Genomic DNA, 26025 nt, shown 5'->3' with positions numbered 1-26025 from the left:
AATCTTATAAATCATAGTTCCGACATTCTAAAAATGCTACTTCTATGTTTTACAATTATTTAAAAATCGCTTGGCGCCACCTGCTGCGGCACAAGGTATTTTCGTTTATTAATATTTTTGGCTTGGCCATGGGCATGGCGGCTTGTCTGCTCATTGTGCAGTATGTCCGGTACGAATGGAGCTACGAAGATTTTCATAAAAATGTGGGGGCTATTTACCGGGTAACTTTGAATTTTTACAAGGGACCTGAATTTGAAATGGCCGACGCTGAAACGTACCGGCCTTTAGGCCCCACTTTAAAAGCCCAAATGCCCGAAGTACGCGATTTTACGCGGTTGCACGAATACGCCGGAAAAGAATTTGGTACCCCTAGCCGCTCCTTTATCGAACGCCGGGTATACGTAGCCGACCCTTCGGTTTTCAAAATATTTACGCACACATTCTTGTCCGGTAATCCGGCCACGGCCTTGTCCGCGCCTTACCAGGTGGTTATTACCGCTTCCACCGCAAAAAAATATTTCGGTAACAGCAACGCCGTTGGTAAAACCCTGCAGCTCTCCCGGTACGCCAAAAAAGATAATTTAATTGTTACGGGGGTAATCGCCGATGTGCCGGAAAATACCCATCTCAAATTTGATATTCTAATTTCCTTTGCCACGCTCAAACAATGGGGCGAGCCTTTCGATGACTGGGGCGGCAATAATGATTATACGTATTTATGGATGGCTCCCCATACCGACTTAAATCAATTTAATCAAAAGTTGGTCTTATTCTCAAAAAGCCGGTTAAAGCACGAGATAGCAGTAGCCGAGCCTTTAAAAGTCATTCACCTGCATTCGCATAAAAGTTACGAACCCGAAGAAAACGGCAACGCCGGAACCGTATATTTCCTGCTGGGTATTGCCGGTATTATTATTTTAATTGCCTGGATTAATTACGTGAATTTGTCTACGGCGCGAGCTGTAGGGCGGGCCAAAGAAGTAGGTATCCGCAAAGTGATTGGTTCTACGCACTGGCGTTTAATCAAACAATTTATGTTCGAAGCTTTACTGGTAAATGCTTTAGCGGCCCTGGTGACGCTCGTTTTACTTACGCAAGGTTTAGTCGTTTTTCGGGCGGTGACCCGTATCCCGCTGCTGCTCCATATTACGTCGGATGCTATATTCTGGATTGTATTTTTAGGATTATTTTTAATTGGTTCTTTGCTGTCGGGTATTTATCCGGCATTGGTGTTAGCCGCTTTTAAACCGGTAAATGTTTTAAAAGGAAGATTCAGCCACTCCGCGCATGGCCTTTGGTTACGAAAAGGATTGGTAATCGGGCAATTTGCGGCTACCATTCTGGTAATAGTGGCCACTTTTACCATTCACCGGCAGCTTACTTTTATGCGGCAACAGAATTTGGGAATTAATTTAAACCAAGTATTAGTAGTGCCGGGACCACGGGTAGTCGGCAGCGATTCCCTCAACCGGGTCCGGGGGTTAAGTTTAAAAACCGAACTGCTCCGCAACCCGGAGATAAAAGCGGTGACCCATTCGGAAACCCTGCCTGGTTTAGGAACAAACGAATTAAATTCTACGAGTATTCTGCCTTACGGCGCTTCTGGAAAGCAACAAGGCTATACGTATTACTATTTCGCCGTAGATGCCGATTTTATTCCTTCTTTAAATTTGCAAATAATAGCCGGCCGGAATTTTCGGGCGAACGGGCAAAACCAAAACGAAATAATAATTAACGAAGCAGCAGCCCGGTTGCTGGGTTATCGCACGCCGGCCGAAGCGTTGGGCAAACGCACTACTTTTCAAACCAGCGCCGAACCCAATTATACCACCATTATCGGCGTGGTCAAAAATTATCACCACCAGTCCCTGAAAGAAGCTTATCCGCCTTTGGTGTTCCGCTACTATCCTTATTCTACCAGTTATGTTTCCCTTAAACTAAATACCCGTAATATGCCGGCCACATTAAAAAAAGTAGAAGCCAGCTGGCAAATTACTTTTCCGGGCAAAACCTTCTCTTATTTCTTTTTAGACGAAAAATTCGATCAACAATACCGGGCCGATATAAAACTAAACATCCTCTTCACGTTCTTTTCAGGCTTAGCTATTTTACTCGCTTGCTTAGGCTTATTTGGTTTGGCTTTCTTTACCATTGTGCAACGCACCAAAGAAATTGGTATCCGCAAAGTACTGGGCGCCCCCATGAGCAGTATCTTGTTCCTGTTATCTAAAGATTACATAAAGCTGATTTTGGTAGCCAATATTCTGGCTTTACCGCTGGCCTGGTGGGGCATGCACTCCTGGCTGCAGAACTACGCTTTCCGCATTCCGCTTACCGCTTGGATATTTGTTATTCCGGCTTTTATCGTCTTACTCATTGCCCTAGTAAGTGTTAGTACGCAGACGATTAAAATTGCTTTAGCCAACCCGGTAGAGGCGCTGCGCAACGAGTAAGAAAAGCACCAGCTAGCCATAAGAATAAAAACTTAGAACCTTTTAATTGTTGAAGATATGTTTCATACGCACTTTTTGGTTGGTATCCGGAACTTACTCCGTCACCGGTATTATACTTTACTCAACGTGGTGGGCCTAGCCGTGGGTTTAGCTAGTGCCTTGCTCATCTGGGTTTTCGTGCGGTTTGAAAGCAGCTTTGATTGGTTTCATGCGCATTCAGAGCGTATCTACCGGGTAGTAACGGAGTTGCGGTTCCAAGATCACATCGGACATCAAGCTGGCGTGCACGTGCCTTTTCCGGAAGTGTTGCGCACCGATTATCCCGAAGTAAAAGTAACGCAGCTGTCGCATTATGGTGGTAGTCAGGTTACCGTATTGGGCGAACAAAAAAACGCCACTCCCAAAATGTTCCGGGAAGATGCCGGAGTATTTTTTCTGGAGCCGGAATTTTTTAAAATTTTTAATTTTTCGTTTTTACGGGGTAATGCTAAAACTACACTTTCGGCTCCCAACCAGGTGGTGCTTACCCAAAAGGCGGCCCAACAATATTTCGGCAATTGGCAAACAGCAATTGGCAAGTCTATCCGGATAGATGATAAAACCTTACAAGTAACGGGCATTTTGCAGAACCCACCCGCTAATACTAATTTTCCCTTAAAAGTGCTGGTCTCGTTTGCTACCTTGGACTCTTCTGTAAGAAGTAAAGGCTGGGATGGCATTGACAGCGATTTTCAATGTTTCGTGGCCTTACCGGAAAATTTATCCGCCAGCCGGTTCCAGCAACTGCTCACCGCTTCGCACAATAAAAACGTGGCCCCACCCAAAATTACTTATCCTACGCTACAGCCCCTGGCGGATATTCACTTTAACCAGGAGTACGGTACTTTTACCGGTTCTACGGTTTCCCGCCAAACTTTGTGGCTCTTTGCGGGTATCGGGGTTTTTCTCATTATTATGGCCTGCGTTAATTTTGTGAATTTAGCTACCGCCCTGGCCGCCAAGCGTTCTAAAGAAATTGGCGTGCGCAAAGTATTGGGGGGCAGCCGCTGGCAACTGTTTCGCCAGTTATTAACCGAAACCGGGTTACTCGTTTTAGTGGCTATGGTGCTGGCGATAGGGCTGACTTACCAAAGCTTTCCGTGGCTAAAACAACTATTAAAACTGCCGGAAAGTCTTCCTCTATTTTCAGCCGAACTCTTGTTTTTTATGCTGAGCATGCTGGTGCTGGTTACCTTACTCGCCGGCACTTATCCGGCTGTGGTCTTATCGGGTTTTCAACCGGTGCTGGCTTTAAAAAATAAAGGTATAGCGCAAACCGTGGGCGGTATTTCGTTGCGCAAGGCTTTAGTAGTGGTGCAGTTTAGTATTTCGCAAGTACTCATTGTAGGCACTATTCTGGTCATTAATCAAATGAATTTTGTGCGTAACCAGGACTTAGGCTTTCAAAAAGACGCCCTAGTTTTTCTGCGGATGGATAGCGACAGCTTGAGCCAACTAAAACATCGGGCTTTTAAAGAACAGTTATTGCAAAATCCGCAAATTCAGCAGGCGAGTTACAGTAGAGCCTTACCCGCTGATATCGACTTTAATTCGAGCCGGGGCTTAGAACAGTTTGATCATAAAAGCTTACCGGCTTACCTGGAGCCCCAGGTAAAACTAGCCGATACGGCTTACTTTCGGACCTATGGCCTGCAACTACTGGCCGGGCGAAAATACCAGGCAGCCGATACCATGCGGGAGCTAGTGGTAAACGAAACATTTCTGCGGAAAGTAGGCCTTCAACGGCCGGAGCAAGCTATTGGTAAACTGCTCCGCTTCTACGGACAACCCGCTTTACCCATTGTGGGTGTGGTAAAAGATTTTAATAATTCCTCGCTGCACGACGAAATTTCGCCCATTGTAATGAGCACCGGTTCGGACCGGTACCAAACTTTAAGCCTGAAAATTAGTACCCAACATATCGCGCAAACGCTTAATTTAATAAAGCAGCAATGGCAACAAACTTTCCCGGAAAAGGTATTTGATTACCAGTTCGTAGACGAAAAGCTGGCCCAGTACTACGAACAAGACGAAAAAATGCTGCGCTTGTTTAAAGCTTTTGCCGGAGTAGCCATATTTATCAGTTGCCTGGGCTTGTTTGGTTTAATGGCTTTTACCGCGCAGCAACGCACCAAAGAAATTGGTATCCGCAAAGTGCTGGGAGCTACCGTAACCAGCATTGTAACGCTGCTTTCGCAAGATTTTTTAAAATTAGTGTTACTGGCCAATATTATTGCCTGGCCGCTGGCCTGGTGGGGCATGCAAGCCTGGCTGCAAAATTTTGAATACCGCACTTCTATTACCTGGTGGATTTTTGGTATCGGCGGGGCTTTGGCTATTCTAATCTCTTTAGCTACCATTAGTTTTCAGGCTATTAAAGCCGCCATAGCCAATCCGGTAAACGCGCTGCGGAGCGAGTAACCAGCCGTTTTAACTACCTGTAATCTTCTATAAACCAGCTTTCTGGGCAATTAAAGCCGCAAATAGGAAGCTGGTTAATTTTTATACTAATGCGTTAGGATTTCTACTAATGTATTAGTAGTATTGAGAAACAATTCTCTTATGCAAAAATTAGGAAAACGAGAAGAGCAGATTATGCAGGTTATCTGGCAACTGCAAAATGCCTTTGTAAAAGACATTATAGAGGAGCTGCCCGAGCCAAAACCCCACTACAATACCATTGCCACCATGGTTAAAATCTTAACAGATAAAGGCTTCTTGCGGGCCGAGAAAATAGGCAATACGTACCGCTATGCGCCTTTAATTGCGCTGGCCGATTACCGGAAGCAGGATGTAGCGGGAATTAAACAGAAATACTTCGGCAATTCTTTATCCAATATGATTACGCATTTTGCGAAAGAAGAAAACCTGTCGAATGAAGAACTCGACGAACTGATCCGCATTATAAATTCGCAAAAAACAGATTAAATCGGCTGGATTATGATGGAGTTATTATTAAAGGCTTCTTTCGCGGTTGGTACCGCTTTTATATTTTATAAACTGCTGCTGCAGCAGGAAAGCTTTTTTGCCGCCAACCGGTTTTTCCTGGTGGGTTCTTTGGTGCTGGCCTTTGTGCTGCCTTTTGTTTCTTTGCCGGAATTGGTCCGCCATCAGGGTTATTTAACTACCATCTGGCAACAACCGGAACGCCCGGCAAACCAGCGCGAAACGGCCACGGAGAGCCAGCTAGCTACCATTCGGGATAATAAATTGGCCGCCCACAAACAAGTTGCTCCCGTACCGCAGCGGCTAACCAAAAATTTAAAAAAACCGACAAAGCCGGCCGAGTTGGCACCAGAACCCGCAACAATGAGCTGGTTAACGTGGCTGATCCGGCTGTATTTATTCGGGGTGGTTGTTTTTACCCTTAGCCTGCTTTTTCAGGTGGGTACTATTTTATTTAAAATTTTTACCAATCCGGATAAAATAACCGATGGCGCCATTACTATTGTAAATACCCCCGACCGGCAAGCCCCCTGTTCTTTTTTCCGGTACATCTTTATTTACCCCAATGATTATGACTTTGCAACGTACGAGCAGATAATTGCCCACGAAAAAATTCACGCCCGGCTAGGCCATAGTTTTGATTTACTACTGGCCGAACTAGCCGTGATTATGCTGTGGTTTAACCCATTTAGCTGGTTCTTAAAACGCGAAATCGAAAAAAACAACGAGTACCAAACCGATGCCTTGCTGCTGGAGCAAGAACCTGTAAGCCCCAGGCAATATCAATTAAATTTGCTGCAAATAGCTACCCCCAATAAACCGCTCAGCATAACTACTAATTATAATCAGTCGCTTTTAAAACAAAGAATTAAGATGATGAATGCAAAAAAATCTACTCCGCACGGCTACTGGAAATACAGTTTTCTGGTGCCTTTTATTTTTGGCACATTGTTGCTGCTGAATAAACCGGCTACCAGTCAGGAGTTGCCGGCCAGTGATATCTTGTTTGCCTCGCTGCCGGCCAAATCTAGTGATATAGTACCCGAAAAAGTAGTTTCCGAAAAAGAGCGTGTTTTGGTACAAGTAGCGGCGGCTGCATCGCGTAAAAACCAGCGCGTTTCTAGTAACATCCGGGATAATAACGTAGACATGACAACGGGGTATTGGTACAGCCACCAGGAAAAAGGCGAATATTGTTTGGAGTTTAAAGGCAGCCAAACCGCCTCGCACTGGAACATGACCCGGTGTTTTGATAAAAAAACTTTTCAGAAAACCGGGAAGGAAATGTACGTAGCCACCAAAGAACCAGGAACGCTTCAGTTAAACGGTGCCCTGGAAGCTGAGGTAAGCCAGGGAAAATATACTTTTACCGAGAATCCGGATTTTAAAAAATACCTGGCTGCGAATACTATTACCAGCCCAGATAAAAACTTCTTGTTTCATTTATTTTTTGGGGAAGTAAACCGGCAGTACGTCGATTTTTTAAAAAAACAATACGGAGAGGTACCAGGCGAACGCTTGTTAGAAGTAGCCATTCACGGTATTTCGATGCCCGATTATCAAAAGTTTCTGGCCTTGTTTGAAAAATACAATCACCAAAAGCCGAGCATGCAGGAAGTAATTGAAGCTAAAATCCATGACATCGACGAAGCCTATGTGCAGGAACTGGAAGCCGCGGGCTTTAAAGAATTGAGTCTGAAAAAAATAATGGAAGCCCGGATTCATGATGTTAACGGAAGCTACGTAGAAAGCTTGAAAAATGCGGGACTCTCTCATTTATCGCTCGATAAAGTAATCGAGGCCAAAATCCACGATATCAATCCGGCTACGGTAAAAGAACTGCGGGCGCTGGGCTTTGGGGCGTTAAATTTAGATAAAATGATGGAATTAAACATCCACGAGGTAAATGCCGCTTATATTAAAGACTTGCAAGCGGCCGGACTCAAAAACCTGACTTTAGATCAAATACTGGAAGCCCGGATTCATGATTTAAATCCAACTTCTATCAAAGAAATTCGCGCTTTAGGTTTTAACGATTTAAGTTTCCGGGAAATGATGGACGCCCAAATTCATGAAGTAGATGCTGCGTTTGTGGCCGATTTAAAAAAAGCCGGGTTGCAAAATATTAGCCTGGAGAAAGCGGTAGAAGCCAAGATCCACGATATAGACGGTAATTTTATTAAGCAAGCCAAACAAAAAGGCTATAGTTTTACCACGGTCGATAAATACATTTCGCTCAAAATTCATGGCATGGCCATCGAATCGCTGAAAGAAGATTAGTCGTTATTCTCAACGCAACTGTTGGTACTATATTTATCTGGCGACCAGATTACTAAGGCAAGGCTGCTTCAGAATAAAGTACAAGACTTGGAAGCAAATTTTTACAAATCTTGTACTTTATTGTGAAGCAGTAGTTTAGTCGTTGGGTTATTGGTAAAAGGAGGCTTGTTCGGCTTAAATCCGGCGCATGGTTGAGGCTCGCAGCAAGAAGTTACCGAGCGGAAACTAGTTTCATTGTTTCGGAAAAAGTAATAACCTGGTAGTATGGCTGGTTGGCGCGCAGGTACAGCAAGAATGCCTGATGCGCTTGCTTCGAAATTTAAAAAAACTGGCCGCCAATGCCTTTGTATGAATAAACGGCCATGCCTCCCGCAGTTTTCGCTTGCTCCGCGTAGGCGTTTAGTTCTGCGGCGGCCGTACCTGCTTCCACTAGCCAACTGGGCACCTGCAAAGGGTTCAAATTTTAAAATTTTTTGATTACACTGTTTCTGTTCCCACCCGTACGGCCATACTGAACCAATTCTTCTTTTTGTAACCGGAAAGAATAATCCTGACTTGCTACCAGGGTGTTGTGGCCAGGATAGGCAAAGGCACGAAGCGTTTTCTGAGTATCAATCAGATCTAACAAAGCATCTAGTGTCCGCACCTCTTGTAAGATTTGCTCCGTCGCGTAAGCTTCAATGGCTACTTCCTGTGGCCAGCCCAACGCCGTAGGGCAAGGGTGAGATAACGTGTGGTTTCCCAACTCATGCCCTTGCTGCGCGGCCTTCTTCCAGCCCAGTAAAGCTGGCGAGGCCTGGCCTATTACTTCCGCGGAGCCTTTAATGGCATTCAGAAAAAAGGTGGCTTTTAAATTAAAAGAATTTAGTTGCGGAATAGCGGTAGTCAGGTGGCTCTCCAAACCATCATCATACCTTAAGCAAATAAGCGCCTTCCGGGGCTGCGGAGATGATTGGGCCAACGCCGCCAGCCAGGTGGGAAGTACTACCAAGGCCCGAGAAAGAGCAAGTAGCTGACATAACTTCATCTGTACCAGGGTTTTCCTCAATTATTTGAACGGTAATTATTTGTTGGCGCCTGCCGTCTTACACGCGGCTGTTTAACCAATGCAGAATATCGGCCATTACTACTTCTTTATCCAGGTCGTTCAGCAAGTCGTGGTAATGGCCTTCGTATAGTTTCAAAGATTTGTCTAGCGAACCGGCCGTGTCGTAAAAATATTGGCTGCCGCTGGGCTTGGTGGCTTTGTCCAGGGTGCCGTGCAGAATCAACAAAGGCAAGTTAATCGCAGGCATTTCGGCTTTCAGTCGCTCATCGGCCAAGACCAATTGTTGTACGGTTTTAGTTGGTTGCACTTCGTGCGCAATGAGCGGATCGTGGTTCATGGCTTCTACCACCGAAGAATCGCGGGAAAAATCTTCGTTTTTTAATTTTAATACGTGGGCGTGCGGAGCAATGTGGCTAATGCCTTTTAATACCGCCAAAACAAAATCCGGAGCCGGTACCTGAAACGCAAAGCTTTCGCAAATAAATCCGCGGAGCTTGTTTTGATGCTTTAAAGTATAAACGGAACTAAGCACCCCCCCGGCGCTGTGCCCCAACAAGAAGGTAGGTAAACCCGGGTGGGCCTCCTGAGCCAGGTTTACCAATTGGTCAATGTCAGCGAGCAAGTCGTTATAATCCGGAATGTAATAGCGTTCTCCGTCGGATTTACCCCGGCCGCGCAAGTCGAGGGCGTAGGTTTTAAAGTTGCTTTCGGTTAACTGTTCTGCTACCCACTGAAAGTAGCCGCTGTGGGAATTAAAGCCGTGCACCAGAACCATAAGCGCTTTGGGGCTACCAGCCGCTTCCCAGCGGCGGTAAAAAACATGCAGTCCATCAGGCGTGGTAAAAGTAGAGGTTGCGGATTGTACGTTGGTTTCCATATTTATTTATATTTGAAATATTGAATAAATGAGATAACCGTTAAGCAGTAAGGTCGACCCTGCGGTTAACTTTTAATTAAACTGGGTAACTCTGAAATCCTAAACCTGCCGCTAACTTCTTTAATATGATAGGATTAGCGAATATAGCATTTATTTTAAAATAATGTAGAATAGGGCGAAAAACCGGATTTTTCTTTTTATTACAGGTAACGTACCTGAAAATTCCTGCAAAAAGTAGTTACTTCTTACCGCCTGGACCTTCTTTCTTTTATTGTTTTGGGTAAAAGCAGAGGTATCTGTTACACCTCTTTATACCTATTCTGGGTTGTTGCAAAAGCGAACAGAGTTTGTATCAATACCGGACAATCAGCTAATCTTTATTACGGGGTATTTTAAGGTAACTTGCTGCTATATAGATAGATAAATATCTGGCATTTTTATTACGGCTACTTATAGAAGGAATAAGTTACAGGATGCAAAGTTTGTAGCCTGCGCTAATACCTACCGGAATTTGTAATAATTCAGACCCAGGTAAAAAGTAACGTTGGTAGCCGGTATACCCATGGTTCCGATATTTTAAAAATGCTACGACTATGCCATACAATTATTTTAAAATTGCCGGTCGTACCCTGCTGCGGCAAAAAGGTTTTTCTTTTCTGAACATTACCGGGCTTTCGTTGGGCTTGGCTACTAGCTTGCTTATTTTATTATGGGTAGTAGATGAGTTGCAATTCGATGGTTTTCATAAACGGATTGATCGGCTTTACGTGGTGCTGCATCACCTCAATTTTACAAACGGCGAGATAAGAACTGGTCCGGATACCCAAGGCTTACTGGCCCCTGCCCTGAAAGAAAATTTCCCCGAAATAGTTGATGCTACGCGGGTTTCTTTTGCCCAGGAACGAATTTTGAAAATAGGCGAAAAAGCTTTTAAAGAACAAGGCCACTTCGCCGATCCCAACTTTTTTAAAATATTCTCTTTCCCTTTACTAATTGGCGATGCTAAAACCGTTTTACAAGACATTTCTTCCATTGTTATTTCTCAGTCGTTTGCCCAAAAACACTTCGGAAATGTACCACAGGCTTTAGGCAAAGTAATTCAGATAGGGGATGCAGACAAGTTTGTGGTATCTGGTGTATTCCGCGATGTGCCCAAGAATTCTTCTTTGCAATTTGAGTACGTGCTTCCTTTTGAGGTGCTGTTTCAAAACAATCATTGGCTGCGCGATTGGGGGGCCAGCTCTATCCAGACGTTTGTGTTGTTACACGATAATGCCGGGGCAAATGCCGTGAGCAGTAAAATAGAAAATTTTGTAAAAAAGCAAGCGAAGGCATCTATTTCTACTTTAATGCTGCAGCCGTTAAAGCAATTTTATTTATATAATAAGTTTGAAAACGGCCAACCCGCTGGGGGGCGCATTGTTTACGTGCGTTTATTCTCGGTGGTAGCCATTTTTATTCTGCTAATAGCCTGCATTAATTTCATGAACCTGGCCACAGCCCGCTCGGCACAGCGTGCCAAAGAGGTTGGCGTACGCAAAGTAATTGGGGCCAGCCGCACTTCCCTCATTAGTCAATTACTGACAGAGTCTTTCTTACTGGCCTTGGTTTCGATGGTTATTGCTTTGGCCGTAGTAACGTATGCTTTGCCATTTTTTAATCAGCTAACCGGGAAAAGCATCTGTCTTCCGTTTACTAACCCGGCTTTTTTCTTAACGGTAATAAGCATTACCTTATTCACCAGCTTGCTCGCTGGCAGTTATCCGGCACTTTTTTTATCGGCATTTCAGTCGGTGCAGGTGTTAAAAGGTACCATTAAGGTAAGCGCCGGCGCGCGATTTCTGCGGCAAGGACTGGTGGTTTTTCAATTTGTGCTTTCTACGGGCCTTATTGTTTCTACGGGGGTGGTATACCGGCAAATTCAATACATGAAAAACAAAAATTTGGGTTTAAACCAGGAAAACCTGATTTACTTTCAGGGAACAGGCGGCGTTTTAAATCATTTTGAGGCGTACCGCACCGAACTACTGGCGCAACCCGGAATAAGTAAAGTAGCCCAATCGAGCCAGGAATTACTAGGCAGTGTTACTACATCGCAAAGCCTGAACTGGGAAGGTAAAAACCCCAGAGATATAATTTCTTTCCAGGTGATTCAGGCTGATGCTGATTTTATACCCACTATGGGCGCAAAGCTAAAAGAAGGACGAAATTTCTCCCCGCATTTGGCAACGGATAGCTTGAGCTATATCGTAAACGAAGAAGCTTTAAAAATTATGGGCCTGCCACACCCTGTCGGGCAGAAACTAAGCTTTCAGGGCAAGGAAGGTAAAATTATTGGTTTGGTGCAAGATTTTCACGTAAGCAGTTTGCACGATCCTATTATGCCGGTTCTGATAACCCTGCGGCCGCAAGAGGCCCGTATGATTTATGTGCGCACTCGGTCGGGCCAAGCTCCGCAAGCCATTGCCAGTCTGCAAAAACTGCACCTGCAATTTGAGTCAGCCACGCCTTTTGAATACCACTTCCTCGACCAAAGTTGCGAGCGCATTTACCGCCACGATCGGCTGGTGAGTAAACTGGCTACCGGTTTTGCTTTTATCTCCATTTTTATTTCCTGCTTGGGCTTGTTTGGCCTGGTTACTTTTACCGTGCAGCAACGCACCAAAGAAATAGGCATTCGCAAAGTACTGGGGGCTTCGGTGCGCTTAATTGTGGCACTCCTTTCCAAAGATTTTTTAAAATTAGTACTACTGGCTAATATTATTGCCTGGCCCTTGGCAGGCTGGGCCATGCATCAATGGCTTCAGGATTTTGCTTACCGCACGAACTTGGGCTGGGAAATCTTTGCCTTAGCCGGTGCTACTACCGTATTTATTGCCTTACTCACAATTAGTTTGCAGGCGATAAAAGCCGCCGTAGCTAACCCGATAAATGCCTTGCGCAGCGAGTAAAGTTACTTTTATTAAAAATAGAAAGCCATGTGGTACAATTATCTTAAAGTAGCTTTTCGTACGTTGTGGCGGAACAAGTTTTTATCGGGTATAAATCTTTTTGGTTTAGCTTTGGGCATGGCGGCGTGTTTGCTCATTTTGCAGTACACTAGCTTTGAGTGGAGTTATGACCGGTTTCATGGAAACAGCGATAGGATTTACCGCTTGCAACTAGCACACTATACGGCTGGGGATTTAATTGAAAAAAGCGCCAAAACGGAGCCCGAGCTCGGACCTGCTTTAAAAGCTGCTTTTCCCGAAGTAAAAGAAGTTACGCGGGCGGCTCCTTGGTTAGGAGGTGTCGTTTCTACGGTAGGAACAGATGGCGAACCGCGCGCTTTTAACGAATCGGATTTATTTTTTGTGGATGCGGCTTTTTTGCGCTTGTTTACCTTTCCGGTTATAAAAGGCTCTGTTTCGGCGTTAAATGAGCCTAATACCGTAATTATTACGGAAAAAGCCGCCGAAAAATACTTTGGTACGCAGAATCCACTGGGAAAAGTACTTACGCTCGATAATCATAACCAAGGGCATCATTATAAAGTTACCGTGCGGGGGGTATGCCAGGACGTGCCCGCTAATTCGCACTTAAAATTTAGTTTTTTGGTTTCCCGCCAAGTCACGGGGCAGGAAGGCGGGCCAAATACCTGGTCGGCTTACACCTACGTTTTAGTAGCTCCCCATACGAAGGTAGCCCGTTTAGAAGCTAAATTAGCCGGATTTACGACTCAAAATCTGGCGGCGCAAACCGGAAAATTACGGTACAAACAAATCCTTTCTTTACAACCCTTAACCCGTATTCACTTATACTCCCGTTTAGCCGAAGAAGTACCCGGGAGTGGTAACGGCCAAATGGTGTGGTTTCTGACTTTTATGGCGGGGATCATTTTGCTTATTGCTTATGTGAATTACATTAACCTGGCTACCGCCCGGGCTACCGAAAGAGCCAAAGAAGTAGGCATCCGGAAAGTTTTAGGTTCGCGAAGGGGACACTTAATCCGGCAGTTTTTTCTGGAATCGCTGTTACTTAATTTATGCAGTGCGGCCTTAGCTCTGGGTTTGGTGCAGATTGCTTTGCCTTGGTTTAGCCGCTTAGTGGGCATACCTGGTTCTTTTCACTTAGAGCCGCAATACTGGTTTGTGGGTGCTTTTTTGGGATTGTTAACGGTAGGTGCATTGCTTGCCGGGATATATCCGGCGCTGGTTCTTTCGGCTTACCAGCCCGTGCAAGTACTAAAGGGGCCGGTTGGTAAGCTGAGTCAGGGGTTAACGCTCCGGCATTCGTTGGTTATTTTTCAGTTTGTGGTTTCGGTTACTTTAATGGCCGGCACTTTTACGGTTTACCGGCAATTAAATTACATGCGCCACAAAGATTTAGGCATCGACCTTACCCATACCTTAATTATTGCTGCTCCGCAAGCCCGGCGGGAAACGCCGGAACAAGAGGTAACTTTTTACAAAAAAAACGAGCGCTTTCAAACAGAAATAAGCCACTACCCAGGTATTACCGGCATTACGGCCACCTCAAACGTACCGGGCATTGCCATTGATTGGGCGCCGCGTTATTTTAACCGCGCCGATGTCCCCAACGAAGCCGCTGTAAACCGGCCAACGATGGCCGTTGGCCCAGAATTTATCGATCAATTTCATTTAACCGTTATGGCGGGAGAAAAAATCACTCCGGAAAGAGCCAAACAAATGGCTGCCCGGGAGATAGCACCTATTATGCTCAACGAAGCAGCCGTCCGGTCCTGCGGATTCTCTAGTCCAGCCAAAGCAATTGGGCAGGTTATTTTCATGCGGAATGGCAGCGGTAAGAACTTTAAAAACGAAGTAGTAACTGTTGTACGCGATTTTCACCAACAATCTCTTAAAGAAGCGTACACGCCACTTATTTTTCACGTTACCGAAAATCTGGGCGCTGTAACGCATTACGCTTTAAAAGTAAATAGCACGCACCTCAACCAAACCATTGCGCAAATTGAACTCACCTATAAAAACTTATTTCCCGGCAGCCCCTTCGAGTATTTTTTTCTCGATCAGTTTTTTAACCAACAATACCAAACGGACCAGCAGTTCGGATACGTTTTCGGGTTGTTTACGGGTTTCGCAATTTTTGTGGCTTGTCTGGGTTTATTTGGCCTGTGTTTATTTACTGCCACACAGCGCACCAAAGAAATTGGCATTCGCAAGGTACTCGGAGCACCTGTGAGCAGCATCTTATTCCTGTTAGCTAAAGATTACATGAAGCTGGTTTTAATAGCCAATGTTCTGGCTTTACCACTGGCCTGGTGGGGTATGCAGGAATGGCTGCAAAATTACGCTTTCCGGATTCCGCTTACCGGTTGGCTATTTGTTGTTCCGGCCTTTATTGTACTAATAATTGCTTTATTAACGGTTAGTACCCAAACCATTAAAATTGCCTTGGCTAACCCCGTAGAGGCTTTGCGGAATGAGTAACCGGAACCTGGCTCCGGAGGATTATAGGAGGAGCAAGAGTAGTAGCGGTACTTGTTTTTTTGAATGGAGAATTAGAGTAAAAACCATAATTGTTTTTTTATGATACCCTATTATTTCGCGCAGGCCTGGCGGCGGATAGCCAAAGATAAAACCTACTCCTTCCTGAATATAGTGGGCCTTTCTGCGGGGCTCACGTGCTTTGCTTTTATTGCTCTGTGGGTAAAAGATGAGTTAAGCTACGATGCCTTTAACCAAAATGTAAACCGGATTGTCCGGCTAACGCAAACCATTAAAACGGAAAACGGACTTTCTCAATCGGCGGCCACGGGCGCCCCCATGGCCCAGGCCTTGCAGCAGGATTATGCGGAAATAGAAAACACGGTCCGGATGGATAGCCGGGAAGAACTGGTGCAACACCAGAACCAGCAAACGCTAGAATCTATTCTGCTCACCGAGCCTTCTTTTTTTAAAATTTTTAGTTACCACCTGACTCAGGGCCATGCGGCGACTGCCTTACAGGAACCGTATTCCGTTATATTAACGGAATCAACGGCCCGGAAATATTTTGGGAATGCTAACCCTGTGGGACAAACGCTCACTATTTATATGTACGATAAGGACGGTAAAGGAACCAGCTATAAAGTAACCGGCATTACTCCTGATCCGCCCCCGAATGCACATTTCTCCTTTACGGTTCTTGCTTCTTTTAGTACCATTGCGGCAGCCAATCCGGCGGGTTGGAACGACTGGAGCAACAGCAGCTTGTACACCTACTTACTGCTTCAACCAGGCGTCAGTAACAAAGCTTTTTCCGCCAAAATCAGCCGCTTTTACGCGAAATACACCAGCGAACAGTTGGCGCCGGGGCGGGCAATTTCCGCTTTTGCCTTGCAGCCTTTACGAGATATTCATCTTTCGGGGCACCTGCAGAACGAGCTAGCCCCCAGCGGCGATAAGAACCAGGTGTATACTTTTGCTACCATTGGTGTTTTTATTTTACTGCTGGCCGGTATTAACTATACTAACCTGGCCACGGCCCGGGCAACCGGCCGCGCCAAAGAAGTAGGCATTAAAAAAGTGGTAGGAGCTCATAAAAAACAATTAATCTTCCAGTATCTGTCCGAATCGGTGGTTATGGCTTTGCTAGCGCTGTTGTTAGCTTTGTTTTTGTCCTTTTTTATCGAGCCTTTTTTTTACCAACTTACTGGTAAAAACCGGTCGCTGTTTGCTTCCCCGTACCTGCTGCTTTTCTTAACAGGGGTTACTCTTTTTTTAGGCTTGCTCTCGGGTATTTACCCAGCCTTGGTGCTTTCGGCTTTTAAACCAGCCAGTATTTTAAAAGGAGCATTCCGAGCCAGTGCGCAGGGAGTACGATTACGTCGATCATTGGTAATCGCGCAATTTGCAATTAGTTTAATGCTTATTACCAGCGTAATAATTATTTACACGCAGATGCAATACATCCAAAATAAAAAACTGGGTTATGATAAAGAAGGGCTGCTTTTTTTACGGGTACACGGCAACATTAACGTTATTAAGGGATACGAGGCTTTTAAAAATGAGTTAACTGCCAGCCCGCTTATTACGGGAGTGGCTACTTCTAATTCCTTAATTGTGAATGGGCTGGATGCCGCTGTATCCTGGACCATAGACCTGGCTGGCAAACCGCTGCCGGTTAATACCGCCACCCTTAGCGCCGATGCCAACTATCTGCGGGTGTACGGTATTCCATTACTCGCCGGTAAAAACTTTACCCCTAGCGCCGCGAATACCAGTCAACAACAAATAATTCTGAACGAGCGGGCCGTAAAAGAATTTGGTTGGATAAAGGCCGAAAATGCTATTGGCAAACCTTTTACCCTGGACGGGCAGCCGGGAACCGTTGTTGGCGTTATTCCGGATTTTCACTTTCAGTTGTTGTATCAAGCCATTGAACCTTTGGCCATTAATTACCAGAACCAGCATTTTGCCCGGATTACTTTAAAAATTAATGTGCAGGAAGGGAGGCAGAGTCTGGCGTTAATAGAAAAAGTGTGGGCCAAGCACTTTCCGGCGGCTTTGTTCGATTACGATTTTCTGGATTTGTTTATTCAAAAGCAATACCAGGCCGAGGAGCGTTTCTCTAAACTAATTTTATACTTCTCGGTGTTATCTTTGGTAATTGCTTGCTTGGGCTTATACGGCTTGGTTGCCTACACCACGGCGCAAAAAGCGAAAGAAATCAGCATCCGGAAAATTTTGGGGGCTTCGGTAAACAGCATTGCGGTGCTATTGTCTAAAGATTTTTTAAAATTAATTGTGGTAGCTGGCTTGGTAGCAATGCCCTTTGCCTGGTACATCATGCAGCAATGGTTGCAAGCCTTTACTTATCGGATAAGCATTACCTGGTGGATGTTTGGTGCAGCCGTAACACTGGTGTTAGTGATTGCTTTTATTACTATGAGCTTCCAAGCTTTAAAAGCAGCTCTGGCAAATCCCGTAGAGGCTTTGCGGAGTGAGTAAAGTGCGTTGGTTTGTTCGGTGTAATTCTCTCCTGATTTTTATTGGGTAAACTTAAGAGGCGAAAAAATGAAAATAAGGAACAACAGATCTCGTTTGTACACTAGTTAGCTGGCTACAGCGTCCATCGGGGTAAAAGAATGAAAAAAAATTGAATAGTATTTTTATCTTAATTTTAGTTCCCGTTACAGCGCAAAATCCCGCTATTTTCCTAATCAATCTCCTAGGGGAGTTATTCCGCGGTTAATCAGGCTTTATTTGAAAACCTGACTATGAAGGGCCTCCGTATTTAAAGAAGAAGCGCTCAAACAGAAATTTTTAAAAAACGAAGAAGTACTTACAGGCTACCACGACACTCTTTTTAAATTATTCCGGCAAAAACGATGAAGCAAGGGCGCTTCATCGTTTTTGCCGGAAGTTGTGTTTCAAATGTTTAAAGCTTCTCTTTCTCCAGTCATCAGGCCAGGAATAGGTGCTGTAAAAGGCTAGTGATTGCTAGCAGTTTCCACCCTTAATTATTTACGAAATTGCAGGTGCTTGATTAAGTTTTGCGCCGATTTTTTACCGAGTTCCAGGCCGGCATTTATCGATGCTTTATAATGAATACCACCGTAAAAGCGCGACATACCGGCTTCTTGAGCAGCAGCTTCAAAATTTTGAAAGTGCCTGGGCTGGAAGCCCACATCACTGTAGGCTTGGTCGGTGAAAGAGACGCGATTGCCTAAAGCTTCACTTAAAGCTGTGGCGGCGGCCATGCAGAGAGAAGTGTGAGCGGAAGGATACTCCGGATGATTAGGCGTCATAATCGCGGATGACCACTCGGGTTGGTTCAGGTATTGACGGATGTAGGTAACCGGGCGAATGAGATTATGTTGATACTTTACAGTAAAACAATTAATAAAAGCATCATTCACGGCCAGGCACATTTTGGCGTAAGCTACCGAACTTTCCAATAAAGAAAGTTTTTTTGACATAATTACTTGCCTTAAAATAGAAGCCCAATGGCCGGAAGCCGTGTAATATTTTCCATTCGGGATGTCTTCCCAAAAAGCAGCTATGGTTTTTTGTTCTTCCGTTAAATGGGTAGAAGCGTCGTATACTTCTTTTACCATGCCGTAAAAAGCCGAGCCCGGATCCTTGGAAAAAGCGGTTGGAGGTACGAGTGGAACAATGTTATCTTTTACGAACTTCCGGTTAGTACCTAAATAAGGAACCGCCGCGGGGGCAAAGGCGGGAGGAGTGGGTATCCATAATCCTTCGCCGGTAGGTGCTACATAGGGCGGATGCACGGCCGTGAAACCATCGGTTTTGGCATATTCCAGAATTGCCTGGGCCATTACTTTTCCGTAGGAGGCCCCTGTTTCTATACTGGCGGTATTAAAGCCTGTCTGCGCGAAATTCTGAGCATAGGCGTTTTCCAAAGAATCAATGCGGGTGGCACTATGGGGCGTGTTCGCGTAAAAAGCCCGGAGCATACTCGCCATGGCGGCATTCGCACTGGCGGGCCAGCAGATATCTTTACCTACCGGCGGCGCAGGTAAAGAAGTCAGGCCCTGTAATTGTCCGCTCAACGAAAGGTACTGCTTATCACTTGGCGCAATAGATTCGTACAGCGCGAGACTGGCGTAAGCAAAATGCCGGCTCAAAGCGGGCGTTCCCACCCCCGTAGTGCTGCGGATTAATTTAAGATGTAAACGAATCCAATCGGCTAATAACTGCCCGCTCATAGGTTTGTTTTTTACTTTAACTTCACCCTTATGATCAGGAAAAATTTCACAGCTAGCCAGTGAACAGGCTAACGAAAAGAGGAGTGCAATGGAAAAAATACGGATTGTTTTCATGTTTTTAAGTTGAATAAGGTTTTAGGATAGATTAATTGATAAGCCGAGACGACTTAGATTTTAAAAAATTCAAAGGAAATAGAGTAAAAATTAAAATTCGATTAAATGCTCCTTTAGGAGCCGTCATAAGGGCAGAAAGCTTTGGCTTTGGAGTCCGTTTTTATGCCCGGGTAACGGTAGAAGTCCAGTTCCAGGAGTAGTTCTTTCTGTTAATAATCACCGGAATGGCCACGCTTAAGAATAACCAAATACATGGCTATTTATGGAGTACCATTCGCTTGGTATCAACCGGCTTGTTATCAATCAGGAGCGAGTAGTAATAAATGCCCGGCTTTAACTGCCCGCCTTCTATGGTTAGTTGGCCCTTTCCTTTTGATAAGACAGGATAGGTTTTTAAAATTTTCCCATTAAAATCATGGATAGTAATCAGCGCTGGGCCGGCTTGTTCGGGCACGTAAAAGTTAACAGTGGTGGTTCGATAGAAAGGATTAGGTACATTTTGGGTAAGCGATGCTGTATTGGTAGAATCACCATTGTTAATCGAACCGGAAGTGCCCGGCAACGATTGGGAGCTTAAAGGCTGATTTAACTGGGTAGCCAGCTTTTCTATTTTTTGGTCCTGTTGGGTTATTTTATCCTGTTGTTCCTGAATGGCTTTTACCAGGATTGGAATAAGTCCGGTATAATTTAACGCTTTAAACTCAATGGTTTCGGCTTTAATATCTGGGCGCCGGATAATGTTTCCCTTGGCATCTACTCTGGGGGCAGTAGCATCCAGAGCGGGGTCGAACTTCGTGTTCTTTACCAGGCTTGGTAAAACTTTTTCTACCTCCTGCGCCAGCAAACCGTACTGTTCCTCTTGCGGCAATTTCAATAACTTATAAGCACCATCCTGGCGGTAAGTGTACTTCTTAGGATGCAATTGATTAATTATGCCTATGGCGCTGTTAAAATCCTGGATGTTTTGCTTTAATTTCTGGTCGGAACTGGAATAATACCCGCCATTTACATAGATGCTTTTATTAAAGTAGGCGGCATAATTACCATGGGTAGTAGTAGCGTATAAACCATAGTTATTGCTAGAAATAGCGGCAATCCCGTTACCGTCCTGACTACGTCCTAAAACTCCCGTTCCCACTCCAGCATGACTACCTTCCACCCCGACTGTTCCTAAAGGCCCATTTTGGGAATGTCCAATAACCCCGTCGCCGTAGAGCGGGGCAAAGCCCAGTAATCCAATTCCCGGACCGTTCGATACGCCCATAATAGCCGCGCTGATACTAATACCGGAAGTATTATTCATATAAATACCATTGCCATGGCCAGATTTATAGCTACTAAAAGCATAAGATTCTCCTGAATCGTCTACAAAAAGTCCATCTTTCCCAACTATAACCTGGCCGCCCGCATTATTTAAGTTAAGCGTACTGGCCAAGCCATTATTCCGCGCTTGTATTTTATTGTAATCAAAGGCAAGATTATGCGAGGTAAGCGAGCCTAATAAAAAGTTATCTGTAGAAGAAAGCGAGACATTTCCTCGGGAGGGAATATGTAGTAAAGCTTGGGGTGAAGCAAGACCAATTCCTACGAACCCATTTCGGGCAATGCGTAAGCGTTCCCGGTTATTAGTACGGAAAATTAGTGATTTATCGTCTTTCGTGCCGATGAAATGCGTAGTTGGATTGGTGCCGGTATTGCCGGTTACCGACCAACTTTGGGCACGGGCTGCTAATGTTGTAGCTGCCCAGAACAGAGTAGCAGCAACAATCATGTTTCTTTTTTTCATTTTTATTTATGTGCTATTTTGATGTTTGTTTTTTTAAAAAATGGGCCATAATTCCTTTAAAAAAGCAGGTTTAAAGAGGACGCAGGCCTTTGATTTTAAAAATTTAAATTTCTTTCCAGGATTGGATGGCGGTAGGCTTGCGCCCGGTAGAACTGTTCGTATAAACTATTCTACCGGGCACAATTTTGTTAAAACCTGATTTATTTAATTAGAATAACTTTTGTGGCGGTTACCGCGCCGGCGGTACTTAACCGGATGATATAAATACCATCTTTCTCGGAGGTTAGTTGCCAACTTAATTCGTACTTTTTGCCGGCTTCGACCTCGCCCTGGAGCAAGGTTTTTACTTCGGTTCCCTGGCTATCATACACCTTAATAGTAGCTTGTCCGGTTTTTTCGGGAGTAAAATCAACGGTGAGCTTATCGCGGAAAGGGTTAGGATAGGTATTCAGGCTAAGTTTTGCTTTTATTGGTTCTGTTTCGGACTCGACTACTTTTGCGGCGTCAGCAGCAGGAGTAGAATCAACCGGATAGGTTAAGACTATGCTGACAAGAGGCACTTTTACTAACCAGAAGTCAGTGCCACCCTGCGAGACCTGCGTCTTATCGCCCGAAATACCCGAAACTGACCGGCCCGCCAACACATAACCCCCATCACTGGTCGGAAATACAGTGCGTAAGTCTTCCTCCGCATTACCACCATAGCGTTTATCCCATTGTTTGCCACCGGTAGTATTAATTTTCACAATCCAATAGTCGTAGCTGCCCTGGCTACCCTGCGATTTATCGCCGTTGTTACTTGAATTGGACCGGCCGCCTAAAAGATAGCCACCATCACTGGTTGTCGTAATAGACTTAAGTTCATCGCTGCTACTGCCGCCAAAACGTTTGTCCCACAATTTAGTACCATCGCTATTGATTTTAACTATCCAGAAGTCGTTTCCGCCCTGGCTGGTTTGGGAGCGGTCGCCGTTAGCGGCGGAGGCCGAAATTCCTCCTAATAAAAAGTTGTTATCCGCCGTACGCGTTAAAGCTTGTAAGTCATCGTCCAGGCTGCCGCCGAAGCGCTTGTCCCATTGCTTAGCACCATTCGCGTTAAGCTTAACAACCCAGTAATCGCGGGCACCCCGGGTAGCTTGCGTTTTATCGCCGGATGCACCCGAAGCTGATCCTCCTCCGATAAGAAAGCCTCCATCGGTGGTGGTAATGGCCGCATTTAAAATATCGTCGCTGTTGCCGCCAAAACTCTTATCCCAAAGCTTCCCGCCGGTGGAGTTAAGCTTTACTACCCAGAAGTCTTGCCCGCCTTTACTGGCTTGGGTTTTGTCGCCGCCTGCTCCGGATAGGCTAAAGCCGGCGAGCAGGTATTCTCCATTAGCTAAGGGCAATATCACTTTTAAGTCTTCATCCCCGGAACCACCGAAGCGTTTATCCCATTGCTTGGTACCGGTGTTAGATATTTTTATTACCCAATAATCCCGGCCGCCTCTGCTGGCCTGACTTTTATCGCCGGAAATTCCGGATAAAGAATTGCCGCCTAATAAATAACCGCCATCAGAGGTCTGCACCAAGGCATTCAGGTTATCCCGGCCGGAACCGCCGTAGCGTTTTTCCCATTGTTTGTTGCCAGCGGCATCTGTTTTTACAATCCAGTAATCGTAAGCGCCCAGGTTACTCTGCGATTTGTCGCCGGATATGTCTGAGTCGGATTGCCCACCCAGCAGGTAACCGCCGTCGGCCGTTTTAATGGCTATGGATAATAAGTCGTTTCCGGTGCCGCCAAAGCGTTTGTTCCACTCCGTAGAAGCTACTCCGCCATTGGCAATTGTAATCGTATAGTCCTCAACTTCGCCGTTAGCAAAATCGGTACAAGCATCCGTTCCGGTAACCAAGGTATTGTACTTGCTCATCACCCGCATCCGGCGTAGGCCCGTAGAAACATTGGTAGGAATAGTAACCGTAGCGCTGTAAAGTTCCGTACCAATAGGGGACCCGTACACAAACTCATTAGCATCAAAATTCTGATCGTTGTTGTAGTCGATCCATACCCCAAAACCTTGCGGAAGAGTGCCCGACTGCACTTTAAGGGTATATCTTTGTCCCTTGGCCACGGTTGTAGTGAGCGTTCCGGAAGGAGGAAAATTGGAATAACCTCCTATAATTCCTTCACAGCCCGAGTTGTTGTGGGCCAAGGTATTAAAGCTAAAATTGTTAATGTAATTCCCTAACTGGCAGTTTAAGGTAGGTACACAGTAGCCAATAGCTACCGTATAATCTTCCGTTTCGCCCGTATTAAAGGTGGTACAGGATTCATTGGCGGCAGGCACGGCATAATACTTAGTGCGAACCCGCAGCCGCCGCAAACCGGTAGGGGCATTAGCGGGTATGGTTATGGTTCCGGAAAATACATTTTTACCGGCGCCAGGTGATTTATAAATAAACTCGCCGGTATCATTAAAATCGCCGTCATTGTTGTAATCCAGCCAAACTCCGAAACCTTGGGAGAGGTTGGGTCCGCCTTGCATGCTGATTGAATAACTCTTCCCTCTGGAAAGATTGGTGGTATGAGCGCCTATGGGTTCATAATTAATGTAGTTAGCGGTTTGGCCGTTACAGCCCGAATTAAGATTGAGCAAGGTATTCAGACCAAACAAATTAATGTAATCGCCGGTAGCGCAAGGCATTTCGTAGAGTGGGGTACAGTAAGCGGACAAGGACCATTGCTTGGGGCTGGTACCCGTTCCGGCAGCATTACTCACCTGAATATACCCCGATGTGCCCCCGGCCGGGGAAGTGGCCAGAATGGTGGTTTCGTTCAAGACCGAAAACTCGGCGCTCACGCCATTAAAAGTAACTAAACTGGCTCCTAGAAAACTTTTGCCCGTAATCGTTACTTTGGTTCCTACCGGTCCGCCGGCGGGGCTAAAGCCGTAAACCTGGGGCAAACCCTGAATAAATTGCAAGGCTCGATGCACGTTCACCCGGCCGTGGCCCATTTCATTGTTCCAGGTGCCGTACGGGTGTCCGGCTGCGGGGTAGTAAGTATACCCGCCCACTTTTTCCGCTGATTTTAATAAGGCTATAGTATGTTGCATTACCCCGTATTCCGGGCGAAGCGAAGCGGTTAATCCTACTACGGCGGCAGCTACGGGGCAAGCCGCGGACGTACCGTCGAATAACATATAATCATCGCTGGATTTACCGGGAGGGCCACTGCGGTCAAGCGTGAGAATATTCGTGCCCGGAGCAACAATATCAGTATAGCCTCCATAATTAGAAGAAGGAGTCCGGGTATCGTAATTGTTCGAAGAACCTACACCCACGACAACATCGTAAGCGGCTGGGTAAAATTTGGCGTTTGGTTGCCCGTTGTTGCCGGTAGACGCCAGGATAACAGCGCCCAAGCCACCCCGGCTATTGTAGCACATGGCATTAAAACTAACCTCCACGGCAGCAGCAAAATCAGACGAGTTAAAATTATAACTGTTACTAACCGCTACTACTCCGGGGGTGGCGATGATTTTGGCGGCGGCCCGGGCAATAGAGATACTGTTCGTACTCCAGTCGCCGTCGCCATTGCTGCCATCCCGCACGTCGTGCCCCATACTAACCGGCATTACCTTAATATTATTGCCCACGCTGGCCCCACCTTTGCGATTGTGGGTAGCAGCGGCAATAATACCAGCGCACGGGGTGCCATGGTTGGCGAACTCATTCTGAGGAAAAGGCGTATTGCTATCGTTATAAGCATCGTAGGGGTTTACTATTTTTCCTTCCAAATCCGGGTGGGCCAAATCATAGCCGTGCCCGTCCATGACGGCCACTACCACCGAACTAGAACCGGTAGTGATGTCCCAGGCTTCCGGAGCATCAATGTCGGCGTCTGATTCCTGGTGAAGAAACCACTGCGACGTGAAAAAAGGGTCGTTGGGCAGATAGTGGCTACGGCCGGAAAAAGAAAAATCGGGTTCGGCGTATTCTACTAAGCCGTTTTCGTACAAGCCATTGGCTATTTTAAAAACACTGCCTCCTTTTTCAATGGCTACTACGTACATGATTCGGTCTCCCAAATCAATTTTCTCCACTACCGCAGATTTGTTATTTTTCAGGAAGGCATTTACTTTTTCTTTATTGCTATCTTTTTTCAAAACGTAGGTGATTTTATTACCCAAGTAAACTTTATCTTTTCCGATTTTAAAGGCGGGATAAGCTGTAATTACCTCCGGGTTACTGGTGAACTGATTCGTAATAGCTTGCCCGGAAATGGATAGGGCTTTATTGCGGGAATTTAATCGGTACCGCACCGCATTCAGGGGGGCAAATACATCCCGCGGTTCTACTTTTGTTACCTGGTTTTGTAACTTAGCCGCCTGCATTTTTCCTGTAGCAAGATTTACTTTGGAAGAATAGGTGACATAAACCTCGTCGGTTTGGGGAGTTAAGCGTACTTTTTTTCCATTCCGGTAATAAGTGTACTCTTCCGGAGCAGTTAATTTAAGTTGTGCCATGGCTGTAAAAAAGGGCATTATGAGACACAGCCAAATAGTAAAAATTTTAATTTTCATGGTTTTACTGGATTATTAATTGTTAAAATGGATTTTAGGATTATTTTGATGGATTAAATCTTTGGGCGGTAGCACAGGGCCACAAACCAAGATTTTTCAACTTGTTTTTTAGTTTTTGGCCGCTGCAGCGCCGTAACTTTTTACAGAAGAACGAAGGCCTTTTCTTCTGATTTATAGATTAGTAGGTGTTTGTAAGAAAGGTTAACAGGAGAAAAGAAAAATATTTTTAAAAATTTAAAAA

13 protein-coding genes are annotated in these 26025 nt (G+C 45.4%); 7 read left to right on the top strand and 6 right to left on the bottom strand.

What is annotated here, in order from left to right; all coding sequences use genetic code 11:
- Positions 1–44: 44 nt before the first annotated feature.
- From AHMF7616_RS20275 to AHMF7616_RS20260, 4 genes are all read left to right on the top strand, one after another.
- Entirely contained in the window at positions 45–2453 is a 2409-nt protein-coding gene (locus tag AHMF7616_RS20275) for an ABC transporter permease (RefSeq protein WP_115374543.1), read from the top strand.
- A gap of 57 nt (positions 2454–2510) precedes the next feature.
- Complete coding sequence (locus AHMF7616_RS20270; RefSeq protein ID WP_115374542.1) at positions 2511–4913, top strand: ABC transporter permease; 2403 nt, start codon at positions 2511–2513, stop codon at positions 4911–4913.
- 141 nt (positions 4914–5054) lie between these two features.
- Positions 5055–5420 (top strand): BlaI/MecI/CopY family transcriptional regulator, encoded by a 366-nt coding sequence (locus AHMF7616_RS20265; RefSeq protein WP_115374541.1) that lies wholly within the window; start codon positions 5055–5057, stop codon positions 5418–5420.
- A 12-nt stretch (positions 5421–5432) separates the two neighbouring features.
- Positions 5433–7718: a M56 family metallopeptidase gene (locus tag AHMF7616_RS20260; RefSeq protein ID WP_115374540.1), complete on the top strand. Its 2286-nt coding sequence runs from the start codon at positions 5433–5435 to the stop codon at positions 7716–7718.
- 319 nt (positions 7719–8037) lie between these two features.
- Here the strand turns inward: AHMF7616_RS20260 and AHMF7616_RS26505 are convergent, their stop codons facing one another.
- From AHMF7616_RS26505 to AHMF7616_RS20250, 3 genes are read right to left on the bottom strand one after another with little or no spacing between them, the layout of a single operon-like run.
- Positions 8038–8178 (bottom strand): hypothetical protein, encoded by a 141-nt coding sequence (locus AHMF7616_RS26505; RefSeq protein WP_158546216.1) that lies wholly within the window; start codon positions 8176–8178, stop codon positions 8038–8040.
- Positions 8179–8181: 3 nt separating this feature from the next.
- Positions 8182–8745, bottom strand: coding sequence for a polysaccharide deacetylase family protein (locus AHMF7616_RS20255; RefSeq protein ID WP_115374539.1), 564 nt, complete (start codon positions 8743–8745; stop codon positions 8182–8184).
- 58 nt (positions 8746–8803) lie between these two features.
- Entirely contained in the window at positions 8804–9643 is an 840-nt protein-coding gene (locus tag AHMF7616_RS20250) for an alpha/beta hydrolase (RefSeq protein WP_115374538.1), read from the bottom strand.
- A 593-nt stretch (positions 9644–10236) separates the two neighbouring features.
- Here AHMF7616_RS20250 and AHMF7616_RS20245 point away from each other — a divergent pair.
- The 3 genes from AHMF7616_RS20245 (at position 10237) to AHMF7616_RS20235 (ending at position 17595) form a co-directional block, all read left to right on the top strand.
- The gene (locus AHMF7616_RS20245) at positions 10237–12594 is read left to right on the top strand and encodes an ABC transporter permease (RefSeq protein ID WP_115374537.1); all 2358 of its coding nucleotides are present in this window, start codon (positions 10237–10239) and stop codon (positions 12592–12594) included.
- 27 nt (positions 12595–12621) lie between these two features.
- Complete coding sequence (locus tag AHMF7616_RS20240) at positions 12622–15093, top strand: ABC transporter permease (protein ID WP_115374536.1); 2472 nt, start codon at positions 12622–12624, stop codon at positions 15091–15093.
- Positions 15094–15192: 99 nt separating this feature from the next.
- Positions 15193–17595: an ABC transporter permease gene (locus AHMF7616_RS20235; protein WP_115374535.1), complete on the top strand. Its 2403-nt coding sequence runs from the start codon at positions 15193–15195 to the stop codon at positions 17593–17595.
- 512 nt (positions 17596–18107) lie between these two features.
- On the opposite strand, the gene AHMF7616_RS20230 is transcribed toward AHMF7616_RS20235, so the two are convergent.
- The 3 genes from AHMF7616_RS20230 to AHMF7616_RS20220 form a co-directional block, all read right to left on the bottom strand.
- A complete protein-coding gene (locus AHMF7616_RS20230) occupies positions 18108–19433 on the bottom strand; it encodes a vanadium-dependent haloperoxidase (RefSeq protein ID WP_115374534.1) in 1326 nt (441 codons plus the stop codon).
- 256 nt (positions 19434–19689) lie between these two features.
- A complete protein-coding gene (locus AHMF7616_RS20225; protein ID WP_115374533.1) occupies positions 19690–21219 on the bottom strand; it encodes a tail fiber domain-containing protein in 1530 nt (509 codons plus the stop codon).
- Positions 21220–21419: 200 nt separating this feature from the next.
- Positions 21420–25727, bottom strand: coding sequence for a GEVED domain-containing protein (locus AHMF7616_RS20220; protein ID WP_158546215.1), 4308 nt, complete (start codon positions 25725–25727; stop codon positions 21420–21422).
- Between the last annotated feature and the right edge of the window lie 298 nt (positions 25728–26025).

It is taken from the genome of Adhaeribacter pallidiroseus, from assembly GCF_003340495.1.
Lineage (GTDB): Bacteria > Bacteroidota > Bacteroidia > Cytophagales > Hymenobacteraceae > Adhaeribacter > Adhaeribacter pallidiroseus.
Note: the sequence above shows the minus strand (reverse complement) of the source record. Positions and strands in the feature narration are given on the sequence as shown.

Excerpts from the sequence above, each read along its gene's own strand:
- AHMF7616_RS20275 (WP_115374543.1), top strand. The coding sequence starts at position 45 with ATGTTTTACAATTATTTAAAAATCGCTTGGCGCCACCTGCTGCGGCAC.
- AHMF7616_RS20270 (WP_115374542.1), top strand. The coding sequence starts at position 2,511 with ATGTTTCATACGCACTTTTTGGTTGGTATCCGGAACTTACTCCGTCAC.
- AHMF7616_RS20265 (WP_115374541.1), top strand. The coding sequence starts at position 5,055 with ATGCAAAAATTAGGAAAACGAGAAGAGCAGATTATGCAGGTTATCTGG.
- AHMF7616_RS20260 (WP_115374540.1), top strand. The coding sequence starts at position 5,433 with ATGATGGAGTTATTATTAAAGGCTTCTTTCGCGGTTGGTACCGCTTTT.
- AHMF7616_RS20255 (WP_115374539.1), bottom strand. The coding sequence starts at position 8,745 with ATGAAGTTATGTCAGCTACTTGCTCTTTCTCGGGCCTTGGTAGTACTT.
- AHMF7616_RS20250 (WP_115374538.1), bottom strand. The coding sequence starts at position 9,643 with ATGGAAACCAACGTACAATCCGCAACCTCTACTTTTACCACGCCTGAT.
- AHMF7616_RS20245 (WP_115374537.1), top strand. The coding sequence starts at position 10,237 with ATGCCATACAATTATTTTAAAATTGCCGGTCGTACCCTGCTGCGGCAA.
- AHMF7616_RS20240 (WP_115374536.1), top strand. The coding sequence starts at position 12,622 with ATGTGGTACAATTATCTTAAAGTAGCTTTTCGTACGTTGTGGCGGAAC.
- AHMF7616_RS20235 (WP_115374535.1), top strand. The coding sequence starts at position 15,193 with ATGATACCCTATTATTTCGCGCAGGCCTGGCGGCGGATAGCCAAAGAT.
- AHMF7616_RS20230 (WP_115374534.1), bottom strand. The coding sequence starts at position 19,433 with ATGAAAACAATCCGTATTTTTTCCATTGCACTCCTCTTTTCGTTAGCC.
- AHMF7616_RS20225 (WP_115374533.1), bottom strand. The coding sequence starts at position 21,219 with ATGAAAAAAAGAAACATGATTGTTGCTGCTACTCTGTTCTGGGCAGCT.
- AHMF7616_RS20220 (WP_158546215.1), bottom strand. The coding sequence starts at position 25,727 with ATGGCACAACTTAAATTAACTGCTCCGGAAGAGTACACTTATTACCGG.